This is a genomic window from Pseudomonas sp. UBA1879 (assembly GCF_002338065.1).
Taxonomy (GTDB): Bacteria; Pseudomonadota; Gammaproteobacteria; order Pseudomonadales; family Pseudomonadaceae; genus Aquipseudomonas.
In genome coordinates this window covers 190,444-215,798 of sequence record NZ_DDHJ01000011.1, presented here as the reverse complement: position 1 = coordinate 215,798, position 25,355 = coordinate 190,444, and the positions used below count along the sequence as shown (strand labels likewise).

24 protein-coding genes and 2 pseudogenes are annotated in these 25,355 nt (G+C 59.3%); 15 read left to right on the top strand and 11 right to left on the bottom strand.

The annotated features are described in order from the left end of the window. Nucleotides 1-380 precede the first annotated feature (380 nt). The 6 genes and pseudogenes from B3N48_RS26870 to B3N48_RS11525 all read right to left on the bottom strand — a co-directional run. Nucleotides 381-815: pseudogene (locus tag B3N48_RS26870) on the bottom strand (methyl-accepting chemotaxis protein); the annotation flags it as partial. A gap of 102 nt (nt 816-917) precedes the next feature. Then, a pseudogene (locus B3N48_RS26865) lies at nt 918-1,700 on the bottom strand (PAS domain-containing protein); the annotation flags it as partial. A 433-nt stretch (nt 1,701-2,133) separates the two neighbouring features. Further along, nucleotides 2,134-3,135, bottom strand: a complete 1,002-nt coding sequence (locus B3N48_RS11540) for a diaminopimelate epimerase (protein ID WP_296183558.1) — start codon at nt 3,133-3,135, stop codon at nt 2,134-2,136. Nucleotides 3,136-3,590: 455 nt separating this feature from the next. After that, a complete protein-coding gene (locus tag B3N48_RS11535; RefSeq protein WP_296183557.1) occupies nt 3,591-4,193 on the bottom strand; it encodes a LysE family translocator in 603 nt (200 codons plus the stop codon). 56 nt (nt 4,194-4,249) lie between these two features. Next, entirely contained in the window at nt 4,250-5,086 is an 837-nt protein-coding gene (locus B3N48_RS11530; protein ID WP_296183555.1) for an AraC family transcriptional regulator, read from the bottom strand. Nucleotides 5,087-5,183: 97 nt separating this feature from the next. Beyond that, on the bottom strand, nt 5,184-6,275 hold the full coding sequence (locus tag B3N48_RS11525; RefSeq protein ID WP_296183553.1) for a DNA alkylation repair protein: 1,092 nt from the start codon (nt 6,273-6,275) through the stop codon (nt 5,184-5,186). A gap of 221 nt (nt 6,276-6,496) precedes the next feature. On the opposite strand from B3N48_RS11525, the gene B3N48_RS11520 reads away from it, so the two are divergent. From B3N48_RS11520 to B3N48_RS11505, 4 genes are all read left to right on the top strand, one after another. Beyond that, on the top strand, nt 6,497-6,829 hold the full coding sequence (locus B3N48_RS11520; RefSeq protein ID WP_296183551.1) for a hypothetical protein: 333 nt from the start codon (nt 6,497-6,499) through the stop codon (nt 6,827-6,829). Between the two features lie 51 nt (nt 6,830-6,880). Beyond that, entirely contained in the window at nt 6,881-8,026 is a 1,146-nt protein-coding gene (locus tag B3N48_RS11515; protein ID WP_296183575.1) for a PQQ-dependent sugar dehydrogenase, read from the top strand. 176 nt (nt 8,027-8,202) lie between these two features. Next, nucleotides 8,203-8,538 (top strand): helix-turn-helix transcriptional regulator, encoded by a 336-nt coding sequence (locus B3N48_RS11510; protein WP_296183549.1) that lies wholly within the window; start codon nt 8,203-8,205, stop codon nt 8,536-8,538. Next, nucleotides 8,538-9,803: a type II toxin-antitoxin system HipA family toxin gene (locus B3N48_RS11505; protein WP_296183548.1), complete on the top strand. Its 1,266-nt coding sequence runs from the start codon at nt 8,538-8,540 to the stop codon at nt 9,801-9,803. The genes B3N48_RS11510 and B3N48_RS11505 overlap by 1 nt, the downstream gene beginning before the upstream one ends. A 4-nt stretch (nt 9,804-9,807) precedes the next feature. Here B3N48_RS11505 and B3N48_RS11500 read toward each other — a convergent pair whose 3' ends face one another. After that, nucleotides 9,808-10,242, bottom strand: coding sequence for a PACE efflux transporter (locus tag B3N48_RS11500; RefSeq protein ID WP_296183547.1), 435 nt, complete (start codon nt 10,240-10,242; stop codon nt 9,808-9,810). A 113-nt stretch (nt 10,243-10,355) separates the two neighbouring features. Between B3N48_RS11500 and B3N48_RS11495 the strand changes: the two genes are divergently transcribed. Beyond that, nucleotides 10,356-11,252, top strand: a complete 897-nt coding sequence (locus tag B3N48_RS11495; RefSeq protein ID WP_296183545.1) for a LysR substrate-binding domain-containing protein — start codon at nt 10,356-10,358, stop codon at nt 11,250-11,252. A 48-nt stretch (nt 11,253-11,300) separates the two neighbouring features. Here the strand turns inward: B3N48_RS11495 and B3N48_RS11490 are convergent, their stop codons facing one another. Then, nucleotides 11,301-11,939 (bottom strand): LysE family translocator, encoded by a 639-nt coding sequence (locus B3N48_RS11490; RefSeq protein WP_296183543.1) that lies wholly within the window; start codon nt 11,937-11,939, stop codon nt 11,301-11,303. A 162-nt stretch (nt 11,940-12,101) separates the two neighbouring features. Between B3N48_RS11490 and B3N48_RS11485 the strand changes: the two genes are divergently transcribed. The 6 genes from B3N48_RS11485 (at nt 12,102) to B3N48_RS11460 (ending at nt 19,051) form a co-directional block, all read left to right on the top strand. Beyond that, nucleotides 12,102-14,273 (top strand): TonB-dependent siderophore receptor, encoded by a 2,172-nt coding sequence (locus B3N48_RS11485; RefSeq protein WP_296183542.1) that lies wholly within the window; start codon nt 12,102-12,104, stop codon nt 14,271-14,273. A 336-nt stretch (nt 14,274-14,609) separates the two neighbouring features. Further along, on the top strand, nt 14,610-15,095 hold the full coding sequence (locus B3N48_RS11480) for a GNAT family N-acetyltransferase (protein WP_296183540.1): 486 nt from the start codon (nt 14,610-14,612) through the stop codon (nt 15,093-15,095). A gap of 95 nt (nt 15,096-15,190) precedes the next feature. Next, complete coding sequence (locus B3N48_RS11475) at nt 15,191-15,958, top strand: helix-turn-helix transcriptional regulator (protein WP_296183538.1); 768 nt, start codon at nt 15,191-15,193, stop codon at nt 15,956-15,958. 109 nt (nt 15,959-16,067) lie between these two features. Beyond that, nucleotides 16,068-17,387: an MFS transporter gene (locus B3N48_RS11470; RefSeq protein ID WP_296183537.1), complete on the top strand. Its 1,320-nt coding sequence runs from the start codon at nt 16,068-16,070 to the stop codon at nt 17,385-17,387. A 523-nt stretch (nt 17,388-17,910) separates the two neighbouring features. Further along, nucleotides 17,911-18,159, top strand: a complete 249-nt coding sequence (locus B3N48_RS11465) for a LuxR C-terminal-related transcriptional regulator (protein ID WP_296183535.1) — start codon at nt 17,911-17,913, stop codon at nt 18,157-18,159. Between the two features lie 175 nt (nt 18,160-18,334). Continuing rightward, complete coding sequence (locus B3N48_RS11460) at nt 18,335-19,051, top strand: hypothetical protein (protein ID WP_296183534.1); 717 nt, start codon at nt 18,335-18,337, stop codon at nt 19,049-19,051. Nucleotides 19,052-19,124: 73 nt separating this feature from the next. Here the strand turns inward: B3N48_RS11460 and B3N48_RS11455 are convergent, their stop codons facing one another. Beyond that, nucleotides 19,125-20,204, bottom strand: coding sequence for a diguanylate cyclase (locus B3N48_RS11455; RefSeq protein ID WP_296183532.1), 1,080 nt, complete (start codon nt 20,202-20,204; stop codon nt 19,125-19,127). 279 nt (nt 20,205-20,483) lie between these two features. On the opposite strand from B3N48_RS11455, the gene B3N48_RS11450 reads away from it, so the two are divergent. Both B3N48_RS11450 and B3N48_RS11445 read left to right on the top strand, forming a co-directional pair. Continuing rightward, nucleotides 20,484-21,119, top strand: coding sequence for a LysE family translocator (locus B3N48_RS11450; protein WP_296183530.1), 636 nt, complete (start codon nt 20,484-20,486; stop codon nt 21,117-21,119). Between the two features lie 101 nt (nt 21,120-21,220). After that, nucleotides 21,221-22,390 carry a hypothetical protein gene (locus B3N48_RS11445; protein ID WP_296183528.1) on the top strand — a complete coding sequence of 390 codons (1,170 nt, stop codon included), beginning with the start codon at nt 21,221-21,223 and terminating at the stop codon, nt 22,388-22,390. 41 nt (nt 22,391-22,431) lie between these two features. Here B3N48_RS11445 and B3N48_RS11440 read toward each other — a convergent pair whose 3' ends face one another. Further along, nucleotides 22,432-23,094 (bottom strand): polyribonucleotide nucleotidyltransferase, encoded by a 663-nt coding sequence (locus tag B3N48_RS11440; RefSeq protein ID WP_296183526.1) that lies wholly within the window; start codon nt 23,092-23,094, stop codon nt 22,432-22,434. A gap of 346 nt (nt 23,095-23,440) precedes the next feature. Next, on the bottom strand, nt 23,441-23,665 hold the full coding sequence (locus B3N48_RS11435; protein ID WP_296183524.1) for a hypothetical protein: 225 nt from the start codon (nt 23,663-23,665) through the stop codon (nt 23,441-23,443). Between the two features lie 370 nt (nt 23,666-24,035). Between B3N48_RS11435 and B3N48_RS11430 the strand changes: the two genes are divergently transcribed. Continuing rightward, nucleotides 24,036-24,326: a hypothetical protein gene (locus B3N48_RS11430; RefSeq protein WP_296183522.1), complete on the top strand. Its 291-nt coding sequence runs from the start codon at nt 24,036-24,038 to the stop codon at nt 24,324-24,326. 156 nt (nt 24,327-24,482) lie between these two features. Further along, entirely contained in the window at nt 24,483-24,977 is a 495-nt protein-coding gene (locus B3N48_RS11425; protein WP_296183520.1) for a hypothetical protein, read from the top strand. The last annotated feature ends 378 nt before the right edge of the window (nt 24,978-25,355 follow it).

Below are 25,355 nucleotides of genomic sequence, written 5' to 3'. Positions count from 1 at the left end.
GGGTGATGAGCATCAGACATACCGTCGAAGAAGCCGTCGTGCCTCCGGACGAGCCTACACTGATCGGTGTGAAACACTAATTCAAGTACGCGTCCATTCAAGAGGGAAACGCCGGAACCAAAGAGTCTATCAACACGCAACATACGCGGACGTCATGCCTTCGGCTGCTCCAACAGAAGTCGGTATGAGACGAAATCTTCGACAACGCCACTTATCGTGTAGAAGCAGCCATAGAAACGACGGCCGCGAAGCGATGGTTCAGACGGCGAAGCGTCGTCTGACACGCCGCTTCCCAGCCGTCGCAAATAGGTGTCCGACATTGGGGGCGCTGTTCAGGATCTGCGGCGTCCCCGATGTTCCTGCAGACCCCGGCACCTGACTTAATCCAGCTTCAACGTCGAATTGAACTGGCTGATCGCATCCACTACGTGCCGTGATCCCTGCTGGATTTCCAGGATCACTTCGCCTGCCTCATTCGCCAATTCCACCCCGGTGCCGGTTCGGCTGAGGCTCGACTGCATGCTCGATACCGCACTCTTGGCCAGCTCATTGTTCTGTCGCACGACGTCGACGATCTCGACCGTGGCCTTGCTGGTCCGGGCGGCCAGCCCGCGCACCTCGTCGGCCACCACGGCGAACCCGCGTCCGTGCTCGCCGGCGCGCGCGGCTTCGATGGCAGCGTTGAGTGCCAGCAGGTTGGTCTGATCGGCTATTCCGCGAATGGTCTGGACGATGGTGGCGATGATTTCCGACTGTTTGTTGACCGCGTCGATACTGCGCGCCGCTTCGTTGAGGTCGCGGGAAATCTGCTCGATCACTTCGACCGTTTGCTGCACCACGCTCGAGCCCTTTTGCGCGCAGGCGTCGGTGCGCACCGAGGTGTCGTGGGCGGTGGTCGCGGCACTGCGCTGGACGGTCACCTGCTCGGTGATGTCGCTCGCAAACTTCACCACTTTGTACAGGCGCCCCTTGGCGTCGAACAGCGGGTTATAGGTGGCTTCCAGATAGACTTTCTGACCGTGTTTATCGACCCGTTCGAAGCGATGGGAGTGATACTCGCCGCGATTCAGCGAGGCCCAGAACGCCTTGTAGGCAGGCGACTCGACCTCTTCGCGCGTACAGAACAGGCTGTGATGCTGACCGACCACTTCGGCGAGGGTGTAGTGCAGGGTCTTGAGGAAGTTGTCATTGGCGGTGATCACCCTCCCGTCGGGAGAGAACTCGATCGTCGCCATCGAACGGCTGATGGCGTCGATCATGCTCTGATTCTCGTGATCCTTATGCGCGCGGGTTGTGATGTCAGCCGCCACCTTGATCACGCTCTGAACCCGGCCGTCGGTGTCGTAAACCGGCATGTAACTCGCTTCCAGCCAGATCTCGCGACCCGATTTGTCCAGCCGCATGAACGTGCCGCACAGCGGTTCGCCGCGGGCCAGGTCGCGCCACAATTTGCCGTAGGCTTCGCTGTCGCAGAACGCCCTCTCGCAGAAAATCCGGTGATGCTTGCCCGTCAGTTCGCCCGGCTGATAGCCCATGGTCAGGCAGAAATTTTCATTGGCATCGAGGATGATGCCGTCCGGCGTGAACTCGATCATGGCCATGGAACGGCTGATCGCCGCCAGCTTGGCCTTCGACTGGCACAACGCGGCGGTGGAGACCTGCAACTCGGCCTCGACGGCCTTGCGAAGAGAATTGAACATTGCCACGCACCTCATGATTACGAAAACCCGGTCAACGCGACCGTCTTCCTTGATTGGCTGTACGGAAATCGACCCGAAACTGTCCTGCATGAGTCATGGCGGTATGACATCGCCGGGCAACAGGCACCGCTCTGTACGTCTGCAGCGTGCGGAGTAGAGGGGTTTGCGGATATTTATACCCATCACTACCGATCGTCTGATGGCTATCGAAGCGATCAGCGGTCGTGGATAGGCGCAAGCTTGGGGTGTGTCCATTTCAATGCTGACATCCGTGTCGATGACATCGCGGCCCCTTGACTATCCGAAGCGGACAGGGCGGCTGCACAGAGCATAGCCAACCCTGATACAGATGCAACGCAATGGTGGCAATTTAACATGCAGGCGCGGACCGGTTCACACTTCCTCACACGCAGGCTTGCGCGAGGTCTTGGAATCAGGGTTGAAGGTGCGCCGTGCCGAACAGCTGGACTTGTCGCAGTTGCCCATCCTGTTCGATCAACCGGATCGGTGCCGTCCCACCCGGCATCACCACCTCTACGAGTCCGGCCTCTACCCAGCCGCTGAGCCACGCGGCAGACGCCACGGCACTGGCACTGGTGCCGGAAGAGGCGGTAGGTCCTTCGCCGCGCTCGAACACTCGGGCCATGAGACGTTGCGGCGCAACCCGCGCTGCCCATTGCAGGTTGACACCCGCAGGGCAAGGGTCGCCTTCGCCGAATTCCCCTGCCGCAAAGGCAATGCGGGTCAGCGCGTGGTTGAGGGGATAATAGTGCAGTTGGTCGAAGCCGGGCAGTGCGGCCACCTGCTCGACCAGCGTGACGCAGTGCGGATTGCCTACCCGGACGAACACGCTGGTCTGCCAGTCGGGGTGCAGACGGGCGAGGCGTTCGACGCGATGGACCGGCGCGTCGTTGAGCGTTGCCTCCGTCACACCCGACCCGCTCGCGCCCACTGCCTGCGCGCCAAACCCAGGCGTGCCGATGTCCAGCCAGAAACCGGCGACACCGTCGACCACGGCCGGGAGCACGTCTGTCGACACCGGGCTGGCAGAGTCAGGGTTATCGTGGTGCACCCATAACCTGAAGCTCTGATCCCGCGGGGTGCGGTGCGCATCGGCCTGGGACTGCGAGAAGATCGTCAGACCGTTGCCACTGCGTTCGGCAAGCGTGCCATCCGTATTGACGATCAGCACATCGAAGGGCGCGGCGTCCTGAAACGGGCCAACCAGCAAGCCGTCCGAGCGATGGGTCTTGCTGTTCGCCGGCCGTTTGCCTTCTGGCCAGTCACAGATCGCCGCCACGGCCTGGGGCGCCCAACTCATCCGCGCCTGCGCAGCGTCGGCGGCAGAGAGCGGCACGTTCACCCCCGCTGCGCGCAGGGTCTCGGGGGAAATCACGGCGTAGATATTGCCGCGTGCGTCGTAAAAAGGAGCCATGGCGGGAGGGTCCGGAATGCGTGTTGAAAACCGGCATTAAATCATGTGGGCGGCCCCTGCATGGATTCGTCCGTGCGGCAGGGCGACGAGCCTGACGCCTGGCATTACCTTGAGTCGAAACGGCTAAATTGGACTATAGGAGCGTGGCGTGTCCCGCGATCGACGGGGAACCCGGCGTAACCCGGAGGTTGCGGTTTGCATGAAACACCGCATTCGCCGATTCCGCTGTCGCTTCGCAACGGATCGCGGGGCAAGCCGCGCTCCTACAGTGAGCGTGGGGGTTCAGTCTTCAGGGTTTTGCCAATCCGGTAGCCATGAGCTTGCTCGCGATGAGGCCTGTACATCTCCCAGATTTCCCGCGGCCAGGCTTCAGTCTTCGCGAGCACGCGCACGCCTGCAGGGGATCGCAGTGCTTCAGCGACCCATGAGGCGTGTTGGCGACAATGGAGGAATCCTCACACCACCAACGTCAACCACGCCGACGCCAGCAGCAACAGCGCCATCACTTGGTTGAAGCGTTTCATACTGTGCGCCGAACGGAAAAACTTCGCGGCGCTGACCCCCAGATACGCCCACGCCGCCATGCAAGGAATGGCGACCAGAAAGAACGTCAGCGACAGCCACATCACCCGCAGCATGCGATCAGCGTCGGTGCCCGCGAACACACTGACCACCGCCAGCGCCATCATCCAGGTTTTCGGGTTGACCAGTTGCAGGCTGGCCGCGCTCCACAGCCCCAGCGTCGGCCCGCTGTTGACTTGGGCAGGGTCGATGGCCTCGGCGGGGGCGCTGAAAATCTGCCACGCCAGCCAGCTCAGCCACGCGATGCCCACCCACGCCATCACCGTCTGCACCTGATGATGATGCGCCAGCACATCGCCCAGTCCCGTGCCGACGATCAACACCAGCACTGCCGCCCCGGCACATCCGCCCACCACAATCGGCAACGTGCGCAGCAGGCCATAGCGGGAGCTGTTGGTCAGCACCAGAATGTTGGTCGGACCGGGGGTGATTGAAGCGACGAAGGCGAACAGCAGAAACGGCAGAAAGGTTTGCATGGCAGACAACTCGGCAGCGAAGGATCATGCAGCGATGATCACGGCGCAGACAGGTCTCAGTCTGGAAGATTTGAGCAGCGCTTGCGATAGTCGGCGGGCGTCATGCGATAGGCCCGTTGGAACCAGCGACCGAGGTGGCTTTGATCGGCAAAACCCAGCGCGGCGGCCACATCGACCGGCAGTTCACCTCGGGCCAGCAGGTGGCGGGCGCGCGTCAACCGCAGTTGAATGAGGTAGGCGTGGGGCGCGATCCCGAACGCCATTTTGAAGGCCCGGCTCAGGCGGAAGCGATCGACGCCCGTGACCGCTGCCAGATCGTCCAGCCCAATGTCCTGATGTAGATGACTGTGCAGGTAGTCCCGCGCCCGTTGCGCGACCAACGGCAGGCGCGGGTCGGGGCTGATCAGCGTGCGCCAATGCAAATGGTCGGTCAGGCTGGACAGCAAATTGTCCAACGCGGTCTGGCGCACGATGCGCAACTCGCCGCTGTGCATCGCTTCGAAGGCGTTGGCTGTGGCGATGGCCAAGCGATTGTCGTCGGCCAGGGTGGCGGCAAAACTCACGTGGCCGTTGTCGGGCGCCTCTTCGAATTGCGCCCGCAGCTCTCGGTCCATCCAGTGCGGATCGAGGTACAGCGTGCGGTAGGTGAAGCCATCAGCTTCCGGCGCGTGCCCGTCGTGAATCTCGCCCGGTTCAAGCAAAAACACTTTGCCCGGGGTGCTGTTGTGCTGCTGACGCCGACAATTGAATTGCTGCACGCCTTGCTCGGTGATGCCCACCAGATAGCTGTCGTGCCAGTGTGGGTCGTACGCGTGCCCCTCGAAATGCGCGCGCACCGTCTCAATGCCGGACGAGGCGTCCTGCTTGAGATCGATCCAGTTGCGTTCCGGCATGGGGGCTCCTGAAGGAAAGGCCATGACTGCTGACGTTAACTCAAAGCCCGGTGCGCGGTCTGGAAGATTTGTGCAGCATCTGACCGACTGCCCTGACTCACAGGCTCAGGTCGAACCCGCTGCGGCCGAGACATTCACCATTGATCAGCAGGTCCACCTCGTGCCGGCCGGCGTAATGCACGCGAGTGGTGAAGTTGCGCACCTGCTGTTCACGGCGAAGGGTGACTGATTCGCCCGGGGCCAATGCCAGCGTCTTGAGCTTGAAGACTTTGGCCGAGGTGCCCCCAGACTTTTTCACGTAATGAATGGCGTAATCGATGATCAGGCGTTGAGTGTCTTTCGACGTTGAGGTCAGCGTAAAACTCAGCTCGATGCGCTCGCCAAGTCTGATCGCCTCAGGTGTGACTTTCATGTCGCTCAGTTTGACCTGCGCCTTCTGACCCGCGCCCATCAACGTCAGTGCGCGCACGTCGCCTTTTTTGATCAACGAACGCAAGGCATGGCGCGCGATCCAGGCGCTGTTCGGGTTGTCCAGCGACCAACCCTCCAGTTGATCGAGCGCCCACTCGGGGTTGTCCTTGGTGATGTCGTTGAAGTGGTTGGCCACCGATTTGCGCACGTACAGGCTGTCATCGGCCTTGAGGTTGTCGAGGATGTCCAGCACCGGCGTCGGGTCTTTCATCAGGTTTTCCAGCCGAAACGACCACGGCAGGCGAGGGCGACTTCCTTCGCTGGCCAGGCGCCTCACATGGGGGTTCTCGTCCAGCGACCAGTCGTGCATCACCTCGAGGGTCCGAGGAAAATCCCGCCGCAAGAAGTGCCGCACGGCAAACTCCGAGGAGCCGAACGTGGTGAAGCATTTCAGCGCGTCCATCGACCGCTCGAAATCCGCCTGGCCGTACAAGGCGACGTATTCCGGGAGGATCATGCTGACGAACGCGCTGTTCAGGCGAGGCGCCAGCCCATACAGAATGTCCAGCGCGGCGGCATAGTCCTCCGGCAGCCCGGCGTGCAGGCTCTGACTGACCCTGTTCAACCGCTGCATCACCGACAGCCCGTCCAGGTCTTTGCTGGCCAAGGCCAAAAAAGCCTTGCGATCGAAGGCGGGATACACCGCCGCGGTTTCATCGGCAATGTGCTGCAGGCGTGCGCGGTTGAAGATTTCCTTGAGGGCAGGGGCGTCGGACATGGCAGGGTCAGGGCTCGAGGCAGATTTCGTCGGCGAAGGGTACACGCAAACCTGGCGCCGTTCATGGGGAAGCCGGGGATGGCAGGACTGTTCTTGTTACAAAGTGAAATGTCCTACAGGTTGCTCATCCCTTCGCTCACCGCGAATCTCTCAACGAACCTACCGGCGCTTGCGCCATCAAACACCGGACTCGCCACGCATTCATGCCCATGAGGTCAATGATGAACAGCTTCCTGCGACGTCTTGCTGTGTGTTCCCTGACCGCCTTGTTGGGGACTGGTCTGGCCCATGCCGACGACCACATCACGCAGTCCCCTCAGCTTCTGGCGTCTGCCAGTTACCCCAATCGCACGCCATCCGACAACGGCGCCATCCGCCGCGCGAATCCCAACAGCCGCCAAGGCACTCAGCCCATTGCCCCTGTCCCGCGCGGCTCCAACCTCAATACGGCCCCTCAGCGCATGCCCACGCTGGAAAACGGCGGTATCGGCAACGGCTACCCGACCCGGCAGCAGGCCCCGCGCCCTTCCAGTAACGCCCGCGGCAGCCATTAACCGTCTCAGCAAAAGGAATCGCCCATGCTCTACAGCCTGTTCAGTCAAAACCTGGGTCGTAAAACCCTGATCGCCACCCTCTGTGCAACTGCCTGTCTCAGCACTTCGCTGCACGTCTCTGCCGCCACGTACCAGAGCGAGGAGGGCACGCTGACAGTGGACGAGGTCGTAGGTGGCCTGAAACATCCGTGGGCGGTGGCTTTTCTGCCGGGCAACAAAGGCATGTTGGTGACCGAACGCACGGGCAGCCTGCGCGTGGTCAGTCCGGACGGCAAACTCTCGGCGCCGATTTCCGGCGTGCCGAAGGTCTGGGTGCAGGGGCAGGGCGGCTTGCTCGATGTGGTGTTGTCGCCAGACTTCGCCAAAGACCGCATGGTGTACCTGACCTACGCCGAAGCCTCGGCCGATGGCCAGACCGGGGGCACCGCCGCAGGCCGTGGAAGGCTGTCTCCCGACATGACCCGACTCGAAGGCTTCACGCGGATTTTCCAGCAGCAACCGAAGCTGTCCGTGGGCAATCACTTTGGCTCGCGGATGGTGTTCGATCAGGACGGCTACTTGTTCATCGCCTTGGGCGAGAACAACAACCGGCCCACGTCACAAGACCTCGACAAGCTGCAAGGCAAGGTCGTGCGCCTGAATGCCGACGGCTCGGTGCCGGACGACAACCCCTTCGTCGGCCAGAAAAACGTCCGCCCGGAAATCTGGAGCTACGGCCATCGCAACCAGCAAGGCGCCGCGCTGAACCCTTGGAACGGCACCGTCTGGACCAACGAGCATGGCCCGATGGGTGGCGATGAAATCAACATCATCGAACGCGGCGCGAATTATGGCTGGCCGATTTCCACTTTCGGCATCAACTACAACGGCCAGCCGATCCCGGAATCTAAAGGTAAGATCGTCGAAGGCGTCACTAACCCGTTCCATGTATGGGAAAAATCGCCGGCCATCAGCGGCATGGCGTTTTACAGCGCCGACACATTCAAGCCGTGGGATCACAACATTTTCGTTGGCGCGCTGGCGGCGCAGGTGCTGATTCGTCTGGAACTGAAAGACGACAAAGTCGTGCACGAAGAGCGTTTGCTGGGCGAACTCAAAGCCCGCATCCGCGATGTGCGTCAGGGCCCGGATGGTTACCTGTATGTGCTGACCGATGAGGATGATGGCAAGCTGTTGAAGGTGGGGTTAGCACAGTAGTCGCCTTAGAGATGTAATCTATATGGCTCTTTTTGATAAAGAGAGCCATATAAGGCTCATTTATGCTTGAATGTCATGCATATGGCTCGTAGAGTGTTTTTTGTCACCTGTATGGCTCTCTTCGGCGAATGAGAGTCATACAGTGCACATGCCGAACATTCAACTGAGACCGCGTCATGAAAACCACCCTGCTTGATCAAATTCGAAAACAGCGTTTGGCCCTGGGCTTGAAAATCCAGGACATGACCTTGCGCGCGGGGCTCACCCGTCAGCAATACGGAAAGATCGAAGCCGGTGGCAATCCCAGGCTCGATACGCTCGATCAGATTGCGGAAGGCCTGGATGCGGTCTTGATTCTAGTTCCCAAATCGAAGCTGAATCGTGTAGAAAAAGTGCTCGCCAGCGAAGTCGTGGAAGATATCGAACCGCTGTACCCAAATCTGGATCGGTTATCTGCGGAACAGCGCTCGCCTGTTCTGCATGACGACGAAAGCCCGTGGGGCGACATCTGATGGCGGTGGAAACAGTCGCCGCTCTCCGGCTAACGCTTCACAGCCAGTTGGTGGGTCATGTGGCGGGGTATTCCAACGGCAAGAACGTGTTCACGTTGGCACCTGACTACATCGAGAATGACGCACGGTATCCGCTGACGTTGTCTCACACCGATCCGCAGGTTTTCTCACAGCAGATAGCGAACCGGCATCCCTATATCAGTGCTCAGCGTCTGCATCCAGTGTTAAGCAATCTGCTGCCGGAAGGCGTCTTGCGTGACGTTTTGTCGCAAGCCATGAAAGTGCATCGGGACAATGAGTTTCCGCTGCTCAGTTGGCTAGGCCGTGATTTGCCCGGGGCGCTGATTGCCGAGCGTGTTGAGTCCGCCGATATTCCTCAGTCGGCTTTACAGCACCATGGAAAGATCGAGCCGACGGTCATTGATATCCCCGACAGCCGCGCCCATTTCTCGCTCGCTGGCGTGCAGATGAAATTTTCCATGCGTGATCAGGAGGGTCGTTACATCACCGGGGACCCGAATGCCCCCGGCGACTGGATCATCAAAACGCCCTCGACGGTCCACCCTTTCGTTCCGTTGAACGAGTACACGGCAATGACGCTCGCGGCGTTGGCCGGTGTCGACATCCCTGAAATAAAGCTGATTCAGATGGCGGATATTGAGGCGTTGCCGCAAATCAACCTGCCTGACGAGCAGCAGGCTTACGGGATCCGTCGCTATGATCGGTTAGCTGGAAACCAGAGAATTCATTCGGAGGATTTTGCTCAGATCTTCTATGCGTATGCCCATGACAAATACCGAAGGGCCAGCTACGACCAGATCGGTAAATTGCTCTATCAAAATTCAATCCATGGACAGCGGGACGCGATTCAGATGGCCCGGCGTCTGTTGGTCAACATTCTGCTGGCGAACGGCGATGCTCACCTCAAGAACTGGAGCATCATCTACCGGGATGGTCGGCATGCAGAGCTGTCACCGGCCTACGATATCGTGATGACCAAAGGTTATATCGCTGACGAAAGCCAATACGCCCTGAACATGGCCAAGACCAAAAACTGGTACGAGGCCTCTCTGGAGCATTTCAAGCGATGGGCAGCCTACGGCGACATTCCTTGGCGTCCGGTGCTCTACAACCTCAGAGCAGCGATGGATAGTGCACGGGCGTTATGGCCGGGGGCATTGAACGACAGTCAGATGATCGACAGCCAAAAAGCTCTACTGCGCGCGCACTGGAAAGGCTTGCACCCCGATTTTCGAATCGAGTGATGCCTCAACCCGATACCGGCTCGCGCGCCGAAGCAGGCACATCGAACACCCGGTCGAACCCCCACTGAAACACCAGTGCGTAGAAAAAGAAAAACACGAACAAACCGAGGTTGGTCGCCAGCGCGCTCCACCACGTGATGTCCAGCCACCAGGCCACTAGCGGCACGAGCATCACCACCAGGCCACCTTCGAAACCCAGCGAGTGCAGCAGCCTACGGCGCAGCGTTCGCGTGCGCTGAGTCTGACGCGCCTCCCAATATTCGAAGACGTAGTTGTAAACCATGTTCCAGATCAACGCGCTGGCCGAGAGCATGACGGACAGCGCACCCGCGTGGGCCAGGCCGTCGTCGTAGATCAACGAGAGGGTCGGCGACAGCACGGCAATCGCGATGAGTTCGTAGAGGATGGCTTGAACCACCTTGCGTGTAGCGCCTTGCATGATGTTTGTCCTGAGCGTGAAGAACGATGGCGGTCACCCTAACGGATCGTCCGCGCCGGGAGAAATGAGATAAATTGACGCCGCATCAGTTCATTTCATGCAGGGAGCTGCCCGTGTTTTCCACCCTTCCCCTCAATGCGTTGCGCACCTTCGAAGCGGCGGCGCGCCTGGGCAGTTTCAAGGCGGCCGCCGAGGAGTTGTCGGTGACGCCAGCGGCCATTTCTCATCAGGTCAAGACGCTGGAAGCCTGGCTCGGCGCGATGCTGTTCGACCGATCCGGGCAGGGGGTGAAGCTGACGGAGGACGGGGAGCGACTGTATCGCCAAAGCCACCAAGCCTTGCTCGATATTCGCCGCAGCCTGGAACACTTCAGCCCTGAAGCGGCGTCGCACACCTTGACCCTTACGACCACTCCGGCGCTGGCGTCAGCGTGGCTGATTCCCCGGCTGGGCGGGTTTTATCGGGCGTTTCCTTCATTTAGCGTGCGCATCGACACACGTATTGAACTGGTCGATCTGCTGCGTGATTCCAGCGTCGATCTGGGCATTCGGACCGTCCGCCGCGACGACCCGACGCTGTTCAGCGAGGACCTGATGGACGAGCGTTTCGGCGTGTATGGCGCGCCGGGACTGCTGGCGGCGCTGGATGAGGATCGGGTCGAGCTGATCGATCTGCGCTGGGATATTCCCGGGGCGGTGTCGATCAACTGGCCAAGCTGGTGCGAGGCGGCGGGCTGCGCGGGCTGGTTGAAAACGGCGCGGATGCGTGAGTTCGATGACGAGCATTACGCGCTGAATGCCGCCGTTGCCGGGCACGGGCTGGTGCTGGCCAGTAACGTGCTGGTGGCCGACAGCGTCACGCGCGGCGAACTCCTGCCGTTCAGGCCGGACGTCAGCCTGGCCGGTCCACGTTACGTGGCGGTCTGCGTGCCGGGTCGGGAACGGGATCCGCAGATCAAGGCGTTTCTGGCCTGGCTCACCGAAGAAGCCGCTGCTACACCCCTTAATTGAAGACAGCCCCGACCCTGACGGTGTGAGCGTCTTGCATCGACATCCGAATCAAGGTTTGCGCGGCAACAACCCTGGCACCGCGTGCACCAGCGCATGAATCGCAAACCCGATGAACATCACGCCGCACAGTCGGGTGATGGTCAGTTCGTGGCGTTGATACACCGTCCGCACATGCCGCGCGCCGACCACCCCGATGATGATGCCGTACGCCACGATCCCGCCCAGTGTGCTGACCAGAATCAGTAGCGGCAACATCGACCAGTTCAGCAGATCGGCCCGGCTGGACAGCAGCGCCGTGAAGGTCGCCACCGCCACTGGATAGGCCTTGGGGTTAGTCAGGCCGAACATGATGCCGTGCCAGAACGGGTGACGGCTGGGGGCTTTCGGTTCGTCGCTGCTGCTGCGCCTGGCGCGAATCGCACGCCAGCCGAGCCAGAGCAGAAACAGGCCGCTGACGACCCCCAGCACATCGAAGGTGGTCGAACCGATGACCTTGGCGCCGATGATCGCGGCCAGCGCCGTGCTGCACCAGATCACATCCCCGAGCAGATGCCCGCAGAGGAACGCGGCGCCCGCCCGACGCCCCTTGGACGCGCCGATGCCGAACACGGCCAGCACGCCCGGACCGGGGGAAATGGCGTAAATGAAGCCTGAGGCGAGTACAGCGAACAGCAGCGAGGAGGTCATGGCGGAAATTTCCTGCAGGTTGAACGGGCGAGTGTAGATGAGGGGACGACACTCTTTCGAGGGTTTTCATACCTTTGAAGAGGACGTGTCGAGGTTGTAAAAAAACCATACAGAACGTAAAAAGTGCGCCGAGAAAAAATCCCGCCTGGAGCTTCACGTCCGATGACCACCCCACGCCGACCTGCATCCGGCTTTCACCGTCGCTTGCTGCCGCTGAGCATTGCCTGTGTCTCGCCGTGGCTGGCGGCTCAAGAGGCGGAACCGATGACGCTGGAGGCCGTGAAAGTGTCCGCAGAACAGGCGTCGATGTATCAGGCCGGCAGCGCGTCGGTGGGCGGTTTCAACGAAACGCCGTTGCGCGACACGCCCGCGTCCATTTCAGTGTTCAGCGAGGCCCTGTTGAAAAACCAGCAGGCCAAGTTGCTCAGCGATGTGCTGCGCAACGATGCGTCGGTGGGCGACAGCTATGCACCCGTGGGCTATTACGAAAATTTCGTGGTACGCGGATTCTCCCTCAATGCGGCAAACAGTTACCGCATCAACGGCCGCAGCATCACCGGCGAGCAAAACGTTGCGCTGGAAAACAAGCAGCAGGTCGAATTGCTCAAAGGCTTGTCCGGTCTGCAAAGCGGGGTGTCGGAGCCTGCGGGCGTGATCAATTACAAGACCAAACGCCCCGAAGATGTGCGCTCGGTGACGGTCTCCACCAACGAACATGGCGAGCGCTACATCGCCACGGACCTAGGGGGCTGGTTTGGCAGCGAACAGCAGTTCGGCCTGCGGGCCAACATTGCTCATGAAGACATTCGCTCCTACGTCGAACACGCCAACGGTCAGCGGGATTTCGCCTCACTGGCGTTCGACTGGAACATCAACGACCAATCGACCTTGCAACTGGACGTCGAGTACCAGACCAAAGAACAGCGGTCGGTGCCGGGTTATCAGTTGCTCGGCGGCACCGAATTGCCCCACGACGCCTCGCCGCGCAAGCTGCTCGGCTACCAACCCGGTTCGAACCCGGTGGGGATCGATTCGCTGAACATGAGCGGTCGCTATGAATACCGCTTCAGTGACGACTGGAAAGCCAGTCTCAGCGCGTCGCGCAGCCGTGTGGTGATCGACGATTACAGCGCCTTCGCCTATGGCTGCTATTACCAGAGCGATTGCCCGGCTACCCCTGTGACCGGGCATTTCAACAGCGACGGCGGTTACGACATCTACGACTTCCGCAGCCCCGACGACACGCGCCGCAATGATGAAGTTGAAGCGGCAATGACCGGCCTCTTCGACACCGGCTGGCTCAAGCATGAGCTGACGTTTGGTTCCAGCGCGTTCCGTCGCACGGTCGACACCCGGCCGTATTTCAGCAACTACGTGGGTTCCGGCAACATCAACGAAACGCCGGAAGCCTTCGCGCCCTCGGATCTGCCCGTGGGCCATACCGAGCGGCGTCTCGACAGCCGCCAGTATGGGCTGTTCGCCACGGACCGCATCCGCTTCAACGAGCATTGGCAGACCGTGATCGGTGGCCGTCAGGTGCGCCTCGACGAAAAAGCCTACAACGAAGACGGCAGTGACAATCGCCACACGCAACGCTCGATCTTTCTGCCCCAAGGCGCGCTGATCTACAAACCGGTGGACGACCTTTCGCTGTACGTCAGTTACAGCAAAGGGCTGTCGCTCGGCGGCACGGCATCGGTGTTCGACAGCAACATCGGAGAGATTCTGGCGCCGACCCTCTCCCGCCAACTGGAAGCCGGGGTCAAGTATGACTGGCAGCGCATGAGTTTCACGGCGGCGGTATTCCAGACCCGTCAGGCGTATCAGTATTCGAAGCCTGACGAGGACGGCACCTTGACGTTCGTTCAGCAAGGCCAGCAAAAAAACACCGGGCTTGAACTGAGCGCCAACGGCTGGTTGACCTCACAGCTGCAAATCGCCGCCAGTGCCGCCGTCATCAGAGCGCGTGTGGAAGACAGCGGTACTTCAGCCTATGAAGATCATCAGGCGATCAACGTGCCCACGTTCCGCGGCAGCCTGTCTGCCGACTACAGCCTGCCAATCCCGGGCTTGGCGCTGCTGGGCGGTGTGCAATACAGCGCCAGCAAATACGCCAACCGCGAAGGCTCGGTGAAGGTCGACGACTACACGGTGTTCAACGCTGGCAGCCGCTACAGCACCACGCTCGACGGCTACGACACCGTGTTCCGTCTGACCGTCGACAACCTGTTCGATAAACGTTACTGGCGCGACGTCGGCGAGTACTTGGGCGACGACTACCTGTTCCTCGGCGCCCCGCGTACCGCGCGATTGTCGGCGACAGTGAGTTTTTAGGGACCGCAGATCGCTGAGGCGGGCCTCTCGTGATCCCGCTTCTGCCCGGAGGGCGTGGGAGCCTTGCTTGCAGGCGATCTGCCGAGAACCGGCAGTGAAATCAGGCGCCCAGTGGGTTCAGGCAGACCTCATCCACTGGGTTTGCTGCTACGGGTCGAGCGCGACCCCGGCAGATCGTCAGCAAGCTGGACTCCTAGGGCCCTTGGCCAGCATCAAAGCCCCCAGGGCGGCGGCACCTTTCACCTGTGCCGACAAAAGCGCATCCTGTCGCTCTACCGCTGCATGGCTGCGCACGAACAGGAACGTCCGTGGGTTTTCTTTTATCGGAATCGCGACATGATCGAACTCAAACCGGGCAACATTTCGGATATCCCATTGCTGTGGTCGCTGCGCACCCGCGCTGTCCGGCAGTTGTGCGCCAGTCATTATTCACCTGAGCAGATCGAAATCTGGAGCCAGTCGCCACCCCCTGAATCCTATCTGCGCCTGCTCGCCACCCGGTGTGCGCTGATCGCCGAAGAAGACGGCCAGTGGCTGGGGTACGGCATTCTGGATCGCCAAAGTGGCGAAGTCATCGCCGTGTTCGTCGAGCCCGCAGCAGCGGGGAGGGGCGTGGGCAGGCGCTTGATGGAAGGTCTGGAAGCGATGGCCGTCGAGGAGCGGTTCGCCCGGCTGTACCTGTACGCCTCGCTCAACGCCGCCGATTTCTATCGGGCGATGGGGTTCGTGGCCATTCGCAACGACGCCTATGAGCACCCCAGCGGCATCGCCTTGCGCAGTCTCTACATGGAGCGGGAAATGCCTGCTTCATCGGTTCATTGATCTGCTGTTGAACGCATCTTCCGCCGTTGGATGCGCTGGCGCCGTTCCCTGGGGCTTGCTACCGTCCCCAAGCCACTCGACAGGGAAACCGGGCCATGCCAGCACAGTACCCGTTGCAACGCCGTATTCAGGACGGGCGTCCGCTGTTGACCATTGCGCTCCAGCACACCAGCAGCGATGACACGCTCCATCGGTACCGCGAAGGTCAGTTATGGGCGGTGCAGGAAGGCGTGATCACGGCCGAACTGGACGCAGGCAGTTGGGTCGTCCCTTTGCGCCACATTGGCTGGATTCCCCCAGGCGTTCCCCATGCGACGCGCGTGCACGCCGCTGCCCGGGGGTGGATGATTGCCCTTCGCCCCGACCTTTGCCCGCTGTTTCCCGCAACCCCGATGGTGTTCGACATGACATCGCTGTCCAGCGCACTGCTCGAACGCATCGGTGGCTGGGACGATCACGCCGCAGAATTGACCGCACCCCAGCACCGCCAACTCGACGTTCTCTTCGACGAGCTGAAAATCTCCCCCGCAAAGCCGTTATTTCTTCCCATGCCCAGCAGTCCGCATCTGGTGGGCATGACGCTGACCATCGTCTCCGACCCCGCCAACAAGACCAGCCTTGACGATTGGGCGCGACGGGTAGGCATGTCACGACGGGGCCTGACCCGACACTTTCGCGCTGAAACCGGGATGTCGTTAATGCAGTGGCGCATCGTCGCGCGGATGAAGCGCGCGCTGGAACTGCTGGCCGAGGGTGACAACGTCAGTCGCGTTGCCCAACGGCTGGGTTACGACAGCGTTAGCACCTTCATCAGCGCCTTTAGCGCGCAGTTTGGTGTGACGCCCGGCGTGTATGCCGCTTGATGTGACGCAAGTCCGGTGGTCTGCCAGCCGCCCTCATGGCGTCAGCTTTGTTATCCTGCGCGCCTTTGTCGCACCTAACTGCCGTTTTCACTGCCAAATGGGGTCTTCCATGACAGCCATTCTTCGACCACGTCCACAACCGATCAGCCGGGGCGATTACAAGACCCTCGGCCTGGCGGCATTGGGCGGGGCGCTGGAAATCTACGATTTCATCATTTTCGTGTTCTTCGCGTTGACCCTCAGTCAGCTGTTCTTCCCGCCGGAAATGCCTGAGTGGCTGCGGTTGTTGCAGAGCTTCGGGATCTTCGTCACCGGCTACCTGGCCCGCCCGCTGGGCGGCATTCTGATGGCGCACTTTGCCGACAAACTGGGACGTAAGCGGGTGTTCAGCCTGAGCATTCTGATGATGGCGTTGCCCTGTTTGTTGATAGGCGTGATGCCGACCTATGCCGAGATTGGCTATTGGGCGCCGCTGATCCTGTTGGCGCTGCGCATCCTGCAGGGCGCTGCGGTGGGCGGGGAGGTCCCGAGCGCCTGGGTATTCGTTGCCGAACACGCGCCCAAGGGGCATCGCGGCTATGCCTTGGGCGTGCTGCAAGCCGGGCTGACCTTCGGCTATCTGCTCGGGGCCCTGACCGCGACGTGGTTGGCAAAGGTGTTCAGCCACGCGGAAATCCTTGATTTCGCCTGGCGCATACCGTTCCTGCTGGGCGGGGTTTTTGGTGTGATCGGCGTCTGGCTACGTCGCTGGCTGAGCGAGACCCCAGTGTTCATGGCCTTGCACGCCCAACGCCAAGGGATGCCCGAACTGCCTCTGCGCGCCGTCATGCGGGAGCACCGTCAATCATTGTTGCCCGCCGCGCTGCTGACCTGCGTACTGACCTCGGCGGTGGTGACCCTGGTGGTCATCACCCCGACCGTGATGCAACAGCGCTTTGGCATGAGCCCCAGTGATACCTTCGCGCTGAGCAGCGTGGGGATTGTCTTCCTCAACATCGGCTGTGTGCTGGCAGGCATGCTGGTAGACCGCATCGGCGCCTGGCGCGGCGTCGTGTTGTACAGCCTCTTGCTGCCGGTGGGCGTGGGTCTGCTCTATGCCAGTCTGGTGATCCATTGGCTGCCGGTGAGTCTGGCGTATGCGGTGGCAGGGCTGGCGTGCGGCATCGTCGGTGTTGTGCCTTCGGTCATGGTCGGACTGTTTCCGGCGAACATTCGCGTCTCGGGCATCTCGTTGACCTACAACATCAGTTATGCACTCTGGGCCAGCACCACGCCGCTGGCGCTGATCGCCCTGATGCCCTGGAGCCCATGGGTCTGCGTCGGCTACTGCGCGATCATGGGCGCGGTCGGCCTGTTGACCGCGATGTTCTTCGGCGTGCGTAAAGGCCTGCACGTGGACGACACGCTGCCTGCACGCTGTAGCCCTTGACTGGCGGGGCGTCGTTGGAGCGGCGCCCCGGTCGGTATCACGTGTCGTGATCGGGCTATCCCAGCAGGGCGCATCTTGATTTCACGTCAGGCGTTTCCCTGCTGAGTGTCGGCATTTGCACATAACGGCGCTTGGATCGCATGTCGTCGTCACGGCTCCGCACACTGTTCATTCATTAATCGTCAAATGATTTGTAACCGATGATTGTAATTGCAAATTGTTGCGTTTATCGTCGCGGTCTATACAACTGATCTGCACAGTCCTATGCCATTACTGTTTGCGCATACGCGGGACTGTGCCTGGTGCGTATCTTTGTCAGACGTGAATACGGATTTGTCTTCATAGTCTGTAGGAATAATTACCCATTGCAGTGCTCATAATAACCCTGATGCCAAACACGCCATTCAAATGTAAAAAAACCAAATTAACGCTCAATAAACGCCTGTTGTCGCCGATGGGAAGTTCAATGCCAGGGAAGGCACTCAACCGAGTCCAAGACACGTCCATGCAGGAGGGAAAGCCCATGCGGCAACGAGCGAGCCGAGCGACGCCACGGGAGTGTGAGGTATTGAAACTGGTACTGTTGGGGTACACCAATAAAGACATCGCGCAGCAGCTGGGCATCAGTGATTACACGGCCCGGGACCATGTTTCGGCCTTGTTGAAGAAAAACGAAGTGAAGAATCGCGCGCAACTGATGGCGCTGCATGTCGTGCTACCGCGTAAACGAAAAACCCGGCTACCCCCTACATTTGACGGATTGTATCAATGATCCATGTGGGCATAATGGCGACGTGTTTAATGGAAGTTAATAAGTCGATGCTCGAGGTGTTTCGCTCGACCGGTTTTCATGTGGCCGACTATGAATGACTGTCAGCGTGAATGTTTTAGTCCTACCGCCTCGGCTTGGTAATTGTTCAAAGTTAATAAGAATAAGGAGCAAAGTGATGTCCGTTGATGGTTCAAACGACCATGGCGTACCTGTTGATGGATCTTTAGCGTTTCTCGATCACGAAGATTCGGAAATGGACCGTTTCCATGAACTGGTTTTGCAGCAGGCTGCATACAGTAAAGAAGATCTGCACACGATTCATCGACAGTGGCTAGGCCCGCGGGGCGTCTTCGCAGTCTTTGGTGAGGAAATCGAGCAATTGGGGCGACAAGCACCTGCCCTCGATGACCTCAAGAAGCTCGCCACCCCTGAACGTTTGCAGGAAGCCGAGTTGGCCGTGGCATTCGTCCTCGCCCAGAGCCATCGCCGCGTTCCCGCGCTCAATCCCTTCATGGGGCGACGACGAGAAGCCCTTTGCGCCGTGGTGTTCGACGATTCCGGGAGGTACACGCTGGTCGAGCGATATGCCGCTTATCAGGCGGTACGGCAAACCGATGCAGACATTTTCATCAAATTGATCGCCACCACGCGTGGCGTAGTGGAGAGGCGCATCGTGTTTCGCGGTTTGCTGGAGCATTACGATCGTCTTTTGCCCATCGAGAAAAGCATCTACCCCGACGGCTATCGCAGCGTCCAGCAAGCGCATCTGGACCGCGAAGAAAGCCTTTATGGGCCACTGCCATTAAAGGATGACATCCTCACGCTCTTGGGCACCCTGTCTGCGGTGGAGCTATTGGAGCAGGTTCAGCTACAGGCCGAGGGGGCGTTGTAATGCCGTCACCGTGCATAACCTTCTGGAGATGAGGGGCAGGCATCACGATGCCGGTCAGCGTGGGTCGGGGTCTCTAATCAAACGCCGCACTCAGGGCTCCGTACACTTTTTCTCCGGGCAGCGCCGCGTTGACCCGGTTGCGCCCGGTACTTTTCGCCGCATACAGCGCCATGTCGGCCTCATGTAACCACATACCAGCGTCAGTGAGGTGCGGGCCATACGCCGCAATCCCGATGCTCAGGCTGAGCCGTATGTCCGGTAGGGCGGTATGGGCGTGGTCATACACCGTGCGACGCAGGCGTTCGAGAATGTCGGTGGCTTGAGCGAGGGTGGTGTCGGGGAGGATCACGCAGAATTCGTCGCCACCATAGCGGCCAGCCAAATCGGTTTCGCGAAGGTTGGCGGACAACACAGTGCTCAGTTGCTTGAGTACGTTGTCACCGATGATATGGCCGTAGGTGTCGTTAATGGTCTTGAAATGATCGATGTCGATCAGCGCCACGCTGTCGTGACGCCTGTGAGCCTGGCAATGGTTGAACTCAACCCGTAGCAGATCTTTCCAGGCGCCATGATTCATCAGGCCCGTGAGGCTGTCGGTGGTACTGAGCTTTTCCAGGGTTTTCTTGCTTTCTGACAACTGCAACGCCACGCGATAGCTCAACCAGCCAATCGCCATGGGATAGATCGCCAGCATTGGCAGACAGGCGTAGACCTGTATCTGCGTGATGGTCGGAAACAGTTCAGGCAGGAAGATACCGTAGGCGGCCAGCGCTCCGAGCGTTTGCGCAAGAACGCCCCACAGAAACAACCGCGGTCCGCCAGCGGCGATGTTGTTCATGGCCATCATCGACAGCGCCGCCACGGTCGGCAAGGGGTTGAAGCCCATCGCGCCGGCCCAAAGCCCACCCGCCAGCGAGTCGTATATCAGATTCCGCCGTTCGGCCTTGTAGGGCTGTTTCGATGACTTGGCAAGAAGATACGCCAGATGCGGCCAGCCAAAGCCATGAAGCACCAACAGCGTCCATACCCATACGTGAGGCTGTGACGGATACAGCGCAGCGGCAACGGCAAAAAAGCCGATGCCCATCCCCACGCTGCGAGGCACATGCATGCGCTTGGCAAATGAGAGACCTTTTGGGCGTGAGGTGTTCATAGCTCTTCACCGGGTAATGACGCAGCATCCCGACTGAAACATCGGCCACAACGAACGCCTCAGAGTGTCGCGCGCTTCCGGATAACTGGGAAGAGCGATTTGCCACTACTGGTCAAATAATCGCCACCGGCTGTCGATAAGCGCGAAAGTCTGCCATCTGTCCGGGTGCTTTTTCAGTGAATCTGTCTATAGACGCTATGCAGTCGAATGGCATGCAATGCGCTAAACGTCACTTGTCTTCCTGCGAGTGGCATTTTCCACCATGGCGGGACAGCGCTCATGCCAGAACTCTCGAACCTCATCACCTTTTCCCTCATCTCGCTGGGTATGGTTCTGACCCCAGGGCCGAACATGATCTACGTGATTTCGCGCTCCATCTCACAAGGTCGCAAGGCAGGGCTGATCTCACTGGGGGGCGTGGGCGTCGGTTTCATCTTCTATATGGTGTGCGCGGCATTTGGCATCACCGGGCTGGTCATGGCCGTGCCTTACGCTTATGACACCCTGCGCATCGCGGGCGCCCTGTACCTTCTGTACCTCGCTTGGCAAGCGGTCAAACCGGGCGGTCGTTCACCGTTTCAGGTCAAATCGTTGCCGCAGGACAGCAATAAGCAGCTGTTTTTGATGGGCCTGTTGACCAACCTGTTCAACCCCAAAGTCGCGGTGCTTTATCTCTCGCTGCTGCCGCAATTCATCACGGTCGGTAACGGCTCCAGTGTTCTCAGCCAGTCGCTGATATTGGGCAGCGCGCAGATCGGCGTCAGTCTCGCGGTCAATGCGATGGTGGCCATGGCGGCAGGGTCGATCGCAGTGTTTCTGGCGACCAAACCCACGTGGGCTAACGTGCAGCGCTGGTTGATGGGCACCGTGCTGTTCGGCTTTGCGGTGCGCATGGCGGTCGAAAGCAGAAAATGAAGTTTCACACCTTCGGAAAAAACGTTCACCAATCCCTTGTCAGATGCTGCGTCAACGGCCAGATTAGCCGCCGAATTCGCATCATTTCAAAGGATCGGCTGATGCCCCTGAAACGCTTTCTCCCTCAGATGACGTGCCTCGCCGCGTTGATGACCCCGCTCGCTCATGCTGCTGATGGCCTGCACGTCTTCACCGGCACGCTCGGTAAATCGCCCATCGTGGTAGAACTGGACCTGACCAGGCCCGACGACATCAGCGGGCGTTACTTCTATGAGAAGTACCACAAGGATTTGGCACTTTCCGGCAAACAGACTGGGCAGGATCTGACGCTGACCGAAGGCTTGAGCTACGACGACAATCCAGATTTACCCACCCTGCGTCTGCATAAATCTTCAGACGATGGGTGGGCAGGGGAGTGGAGCAGTCCCAAGGGCAAATCCTACAAGGTGCAATTGAGCGAAAAGAAGGTCGTTGCGCCTGAGGCCACCGCCGAGCCTGGCTGGCAAGACATCTATCGCGACTCTCCTTACGACTACCTGCGCCTCAGCCAGCTGAAACTCAAGGCTGATAAAAAAGAGACGTTCATGGGGCACGACCTGCAATGGTGGGTCGAGCCTGAATCAGGCATCACCCTGTTCGAAATCACTTCCGGTTACGCCCCCGAACAGGCCGAGAAAATCAACCGACAACTGCGCTCGCGGCTGTGGAATGAAGTCGTCAGCTACCACCAATGCATGCTCGGTGGCAGCCGTACGCAAGGTGAGTTCGACCAGTCCGTCACCCCGAAATTGATGACGCCCGGTATCGTCAGCCTCAACATCTCCACCTCCTACGACTGCGGCGGCGCACACCCTGACTTCGGCGATTCGCCCCTTAATCTCGACGCGACGACCGGCAAGGCGCTCACTCTCGAAGACGTTCTCTGGGTCGGCAAAGGCAAGCCGTTCCATTACGAACGCGACGTAGAGGGCGGCGTGAGCTTCGACACCTATTCCGACTACCGCAGCAAGGCCTTCGCGCCCTGGCTCGTCAGCCAACTCAAAGCCGCTCATCCCGACGACATGAAGGCCCCCGAAACCGACGACGACTGCGACTACACCGACGAATCCGTCTGGGATTTTCCTTCGTGGCACTTCACCGAAAAAGGCATCTATGTCGGCCCGTACTTCGCCCGCGTCATGCGCGCTTGCGAAGGGCCGGAATGGTCAGTGGTGCCGTACGCCGCGATCAAGGCGCACCCGGGGGGCGTGAGGGTGGTGTTGCCGGACTGAGTGACGCCGCTTGAAAAGTGCTGCTTAACGGCCAGCACTCATCACTTGCTCCCCGTCACACCCTTCACCACCAGCGCGTGAGCCTTGGCATCCTTGGCGAGCGAAATCACATTGACCATCGCCGTGCGATTGCCCGATGCAGCGGCGACAGTCGTGCTCAGCACCTTGCCACCGTCGACGCTGCCAGAGATATCCAGCTGACGCAGACCGACGCCTTTTCTGACCACCTTCTTTTCGCTCAGCTTGCTGAAATCCCTGTAGCTGGACTGCTGCTGCACCAGGGTTTCCGCGATGATGTTGTCCAGGGTTTCAGTGTCGTTGGAGGGCACGTTCTTACCGTCTGGCAGCGGCGTTTCAGTAATGATTACCACTCGTTTGGCGGGCGTATTCATGTACAGCGAGCCAGTCACGCCTGCGGCTTTAGCCTTATCGTCGATCTCTTCCATCGGGCCTTTTACATACTCTTTGGGCAGATAAAACACGAACTTGCCCCCAAGCATCGAGACCTTCTGCCCTGAGGGTTTGGCAGGTGCGGTTTTTGAGGTTTTGGAAGTTTTGGAAGATTTCGAAGACTTGGACGAATGCGCCGTTTTGGACGATTTGGCCGGATGCTTGGTGTCCGTGGCAGCCTGAGCGCCTGCGACGCTCAAAGCGAACGTCAGAGCGGTGCAAATCAAGGCTGATTTCAAGGTGAGCAAGCGCATTCCTACCTCATCAAAGGCTGATTCCTACAAAGGTCCGCATTTTGCCTGACGCATGCCGACGATGGTAGAAATGCGTTCGTCCAATCCGCTCCGACTGTAGGAGCGCGCTTGCCGGCGAAAATCCAGCAGTGGTCACGTTGCAGAATGTTTAACCCGTTTTAACAGCCGACATAAGTCGGCTATTCCACTGTCATTACCCAGTCGACATTATTTAAATCAAAAAAAAGCCGCTAGGGAAAGCGGCTGAAGTTTGGAGCTTTGAGGCCCCACGTCGGGAGCAACGACGCAGAGAGTTGCAACAACAGATACACAACAAAGGAAAAGACAGAACGAAAAACGGTACAGGTCAGGTGTGCTTGGCGTGCTCCGCTTGAGGGTCGTAGGTCGAGGCTTGCTGGGACTTACCCTGCTCCCCGGCCTTGGCAGCCAAGGCTTCTTCCCGCTGCTCGACGTTCGCTTGCAGCGCTTCGTTACGGGCCACGAAGGCAGGAGATTCTTCGGCAAAAACGGCAGGGGAGGCCATCAAAGAAGAAACAGCGAGCGCGCTGATGATGCCGATGGATTTGAACATTTGAAATAAACCTTCTTGCGCGTGCAAGTTCGATTAGGTGAAGCCACTGTAAGAACCCAGCCGCTCCGGATCAAATGAAACCCGGCTAAATATTCATTAGCGAAAAAGTTATGTGGGTGTCAGGGAATTAAATGTCACACGGTCATTGAGGCGGTTCTTATCCAACAACAGCCTACGGGCTGGAGTCCGACAGCGACCACAAGTACACCGTAGAAACTCGATTCGGAAAACAACGAACCGTCCGTAAGAACCTTCGTCCATCCCGGTAGGAATGCGATCACAATCTACCGCGAAAAAGCAGTGTGATGGCTCAATGATGTCATGGTAAAAAGTGATTCGGAAAATTCATCCGTATCGCTAAGGAACAGCCATGACAAAGGTAGGAACCAGCTTCATCGCAGCCCTCGCACTGCTCAGCGCCTTCACCGTCAACGCCAAAGAAACCCGCCTCACCGACGCCGCCATCGCCCAAATCCTCATCGAAGACTCCATCGCCAACTACGCCGGCAATTGCCCCTGTCCCTACAACGCCGCGCGTAATGGAAGCCGATGTGGAAAGCGCAGCGCCTACAGCCGACCGGGTGGGTACTCGCCGTTGTGCTTCAAAGAGGATGTGACGAAGGAAATGGTGCAGGAGTATCGGGCGCGCACGAAGGGGTGATGGCCGCCCACGGCTTGATATCCTCGATATAAGCACCTCCGCGTAGGACTTCTCCGAAACAACGGTAAGGTTCGTCCATTTCCGCGTCACCCGCATTTCGGAATCCAATCCAGCTCAGCAGAATCCGACGCCTCACTATTGCGGCAGGTGCATTCGATGGAGCTGGAAAGGATTCAATACTACGGTCGTTTCAACGTCCGCTTTCAGGCAACGCGCGTTGTCATCATGCCAGAGGACGTGCGTAATCTTCGGTCCCTGCAGTTCTGTGATTTTTTCCAGATCAACTGGAAAATCCATGACGTGCTGGTCGAACTCTACGACCGTATGCTCGCCCAGAAACGCCCATGCGAAATGATCATCGCGGTGTCTGATCCTCTTACGCGAGACCAAGCGGAGAGAATCAATGACAGCAATGACTCCTGGGCCGTCGTGGCTGCAGCGGTCGGTCGCTTGGTATTTCCGGCAAAGTCGTCCGGTCTAAGGAAAACCGCCGGCGTCGCAACCGGATTTGGCGTCAGGTCGGCACTGGGGACGCGCCACGCGGGCGACGTCCTCGTCGACATGCAGGCATGGGTGAACGGAGGCATCGGGCCGCAGCATTCAGCCAAATCCATGCTGATCGAAGCCCAAGGTGGAGTTCCGACCCAATGACTGACCCGATGCTTTTCGGGGTTTGCATGACAATCCAATACCTATTGGTCTTCAAGCTCAGACCGCGAGTTCTGAGAAAGGCGGCCGGGCTGGCATTGTCAGGCGCTGGCGTAGCAGCGTTTTTTCGGGCGCCAATCCTGACTGATGCTTCTCTCATCGTGGTGCTTACACTCATGACCTCAGGGGTTGGATTGCTGTTTGGTCGTGACTACAGCGACAGACAAGAGGGCCAATCCTGATGCTCTTGCTCTTTGTCCTGTTTCTCACATGCACCAGTTGGTATCTGCTCAACCGCAAAATCAGACAGAGGCAAAAACGCAAACATGTCGGCTTTGCTCTCATCCTGGCAGGTGCAAGCGCGACATTCCTGCTCGACAG

Bases quoted from the DNA above. Each gene is read 5' to 3' on its own strand.
- B3N48_RS11540 (WP_296183558.1), bottom strand. From the start codon at position 3,135: ATGGCTCCTTTTTACGACGCACGCGGCAATATCTACGCCGTGATTTCC.
- B3N48_RS11535 (WP_296183557.1), bottom strand. From the start codon at position 4,193: ATGCAAACCTTTCTGCCGTTTCTGCTGTTCGCCTTCGTCGCTTCAATC.
- B3N48_RS11530 (WP_296183555.1), bottom strand. From the start codon at position 5,086: ATGCCGGAACGCAACTGGATCGATCTCAAGCAGGACGCCTCGTCCGGC.
- B3N48_RS11525 (WP_296183553.1), bottom strand. From the start codon at position 6,275: ATGTCCGACGCCCCTGCCCTCAAGGAAATCTTCAACCGCGCACGCCTG.
- B3N48_RS11520 (WP_296183551.1), top strand. From the start codon at position 6,497: ATGAACAGCTTCCTGCGACGTCTTGCTGTGTGTTCCCTGACCGCCTTG.
- B3N48_RS11510 (WP_296183549.1), top strand. From the start codon at position 8,203: ATGAAAACCACCCTGCTTGATCAAATTCGAAAACAGCGTTTGGCCCTG.
- B3N48_RS11505 (WP_296183548.1), top strand. From the start codon at position 8,538: ATGGCGGTGGAAACAGTCGCCGCTCTCCGGCTAACGCTTCACAGCCAG.
- B3N48_RS11500 (WP_296183547.1), bottom strand. From the start codon at position 10,242: ATGCAAGGCGCTACACGCAAGGTGGTTCAAGCCATCCTCTACGAACTC.
- B3N48_RS11490 (WP_296183543.1), bottom strand. From the start codon at position 11,939: ATGACCTCCTCGCTGCTGTTCGCTGTACTCGCCTCAGGCTTCATTTAC.
- B3N48_RS11485 (WP_296183542.1), top strand. From the start codon at position 12,102: ATGACCACCCCACGCCGACCTGCATCCGGCTTTCACCGTCGCTTGCTG.
- B3N48_RS11480 (WP_296183540.1), top strand. From the start codon at position 14,610: ATGATCGAACTCAAACCGGGCAACATTTCGGATATCCCATTGCTGTGG.
- B3N48_RS11475 (WP_296183538.1), top strand. From the start codon at position 15,191: ATGCCAGCACAGTACCCGTTGCAACGCCGTATTCAGGACGGGCGTCCG.
- B3N48_RS11470 (WP_296183537.1), top strand. From the start codon at position 16,068: ATGACAGCCATTCTTCGACCACGTCCACAACCGATCAGCCGGGGCGAT.
- B3N48_RS11465 (WP_296183535.1), top strand. From the start codon at position 17,911: ATGCGGCAACGAGCGAGCCGAGCGACGCCACGGGAGTGTGAGGTATTG.
- B3N48_RS11460 (WP_296183534.1), top strand. From the start codon at position 18,335: ATGTCCGTTGATGGTTCAAACGACCATGGCGTACCTGTTGATGGATCT.
- B3N48_RS11455 (WP_296183532.1), bottom strand. From the start codon at position 20,204: ATGAACACCTCACGCCCAAAAGGTCTCTCATTTGCCAAGCGCATGCAT.
- B3N48_RS11450 (WP_296183530.1), top strand. From the start codon at position 20,484: ATGCCAGAACTCTCGAACCTCATCACCTTTTCCCTCATCTCGCTGGGT.
- B3N48_RS11445 (WP_296183528.1), top strand. From the start codon at position 21,221: ATGCCCCTGAAACGCTTTCTCCCTCAGATGACGTGCCTCGCCGCGTTG.
- B3N48_RS11440 (WP_296183526.1), bottom strand. From the start codon at position 23,094: ATGCGCTTGCTCACCTTGAAATCAGCCTTGATTTGCACCGCTCTGACG.
- B3N48_RS11435 (WP_296183524.1), bottom strand. From the start codon at position 23,665: ATGTTCAAATCCATCGGCATCATCAGCGCGCTCGCTGTTTCTTCTTTG.
- B3N48_RS11430 (WP_296183522.1), top strand. From the start codon at position 24,036: ATGACAAAGGTAGGAACCAGCTTCATCGCAGCCCTCGCACTGCTCAGC.
- B3N48_RS11425 (WP_296183520.1), top strand. From the start codon at position 24,483: ATGGAGCTGGAAAGGATTCAATACTACGGTCGTTTCAACGTCCGCTTT.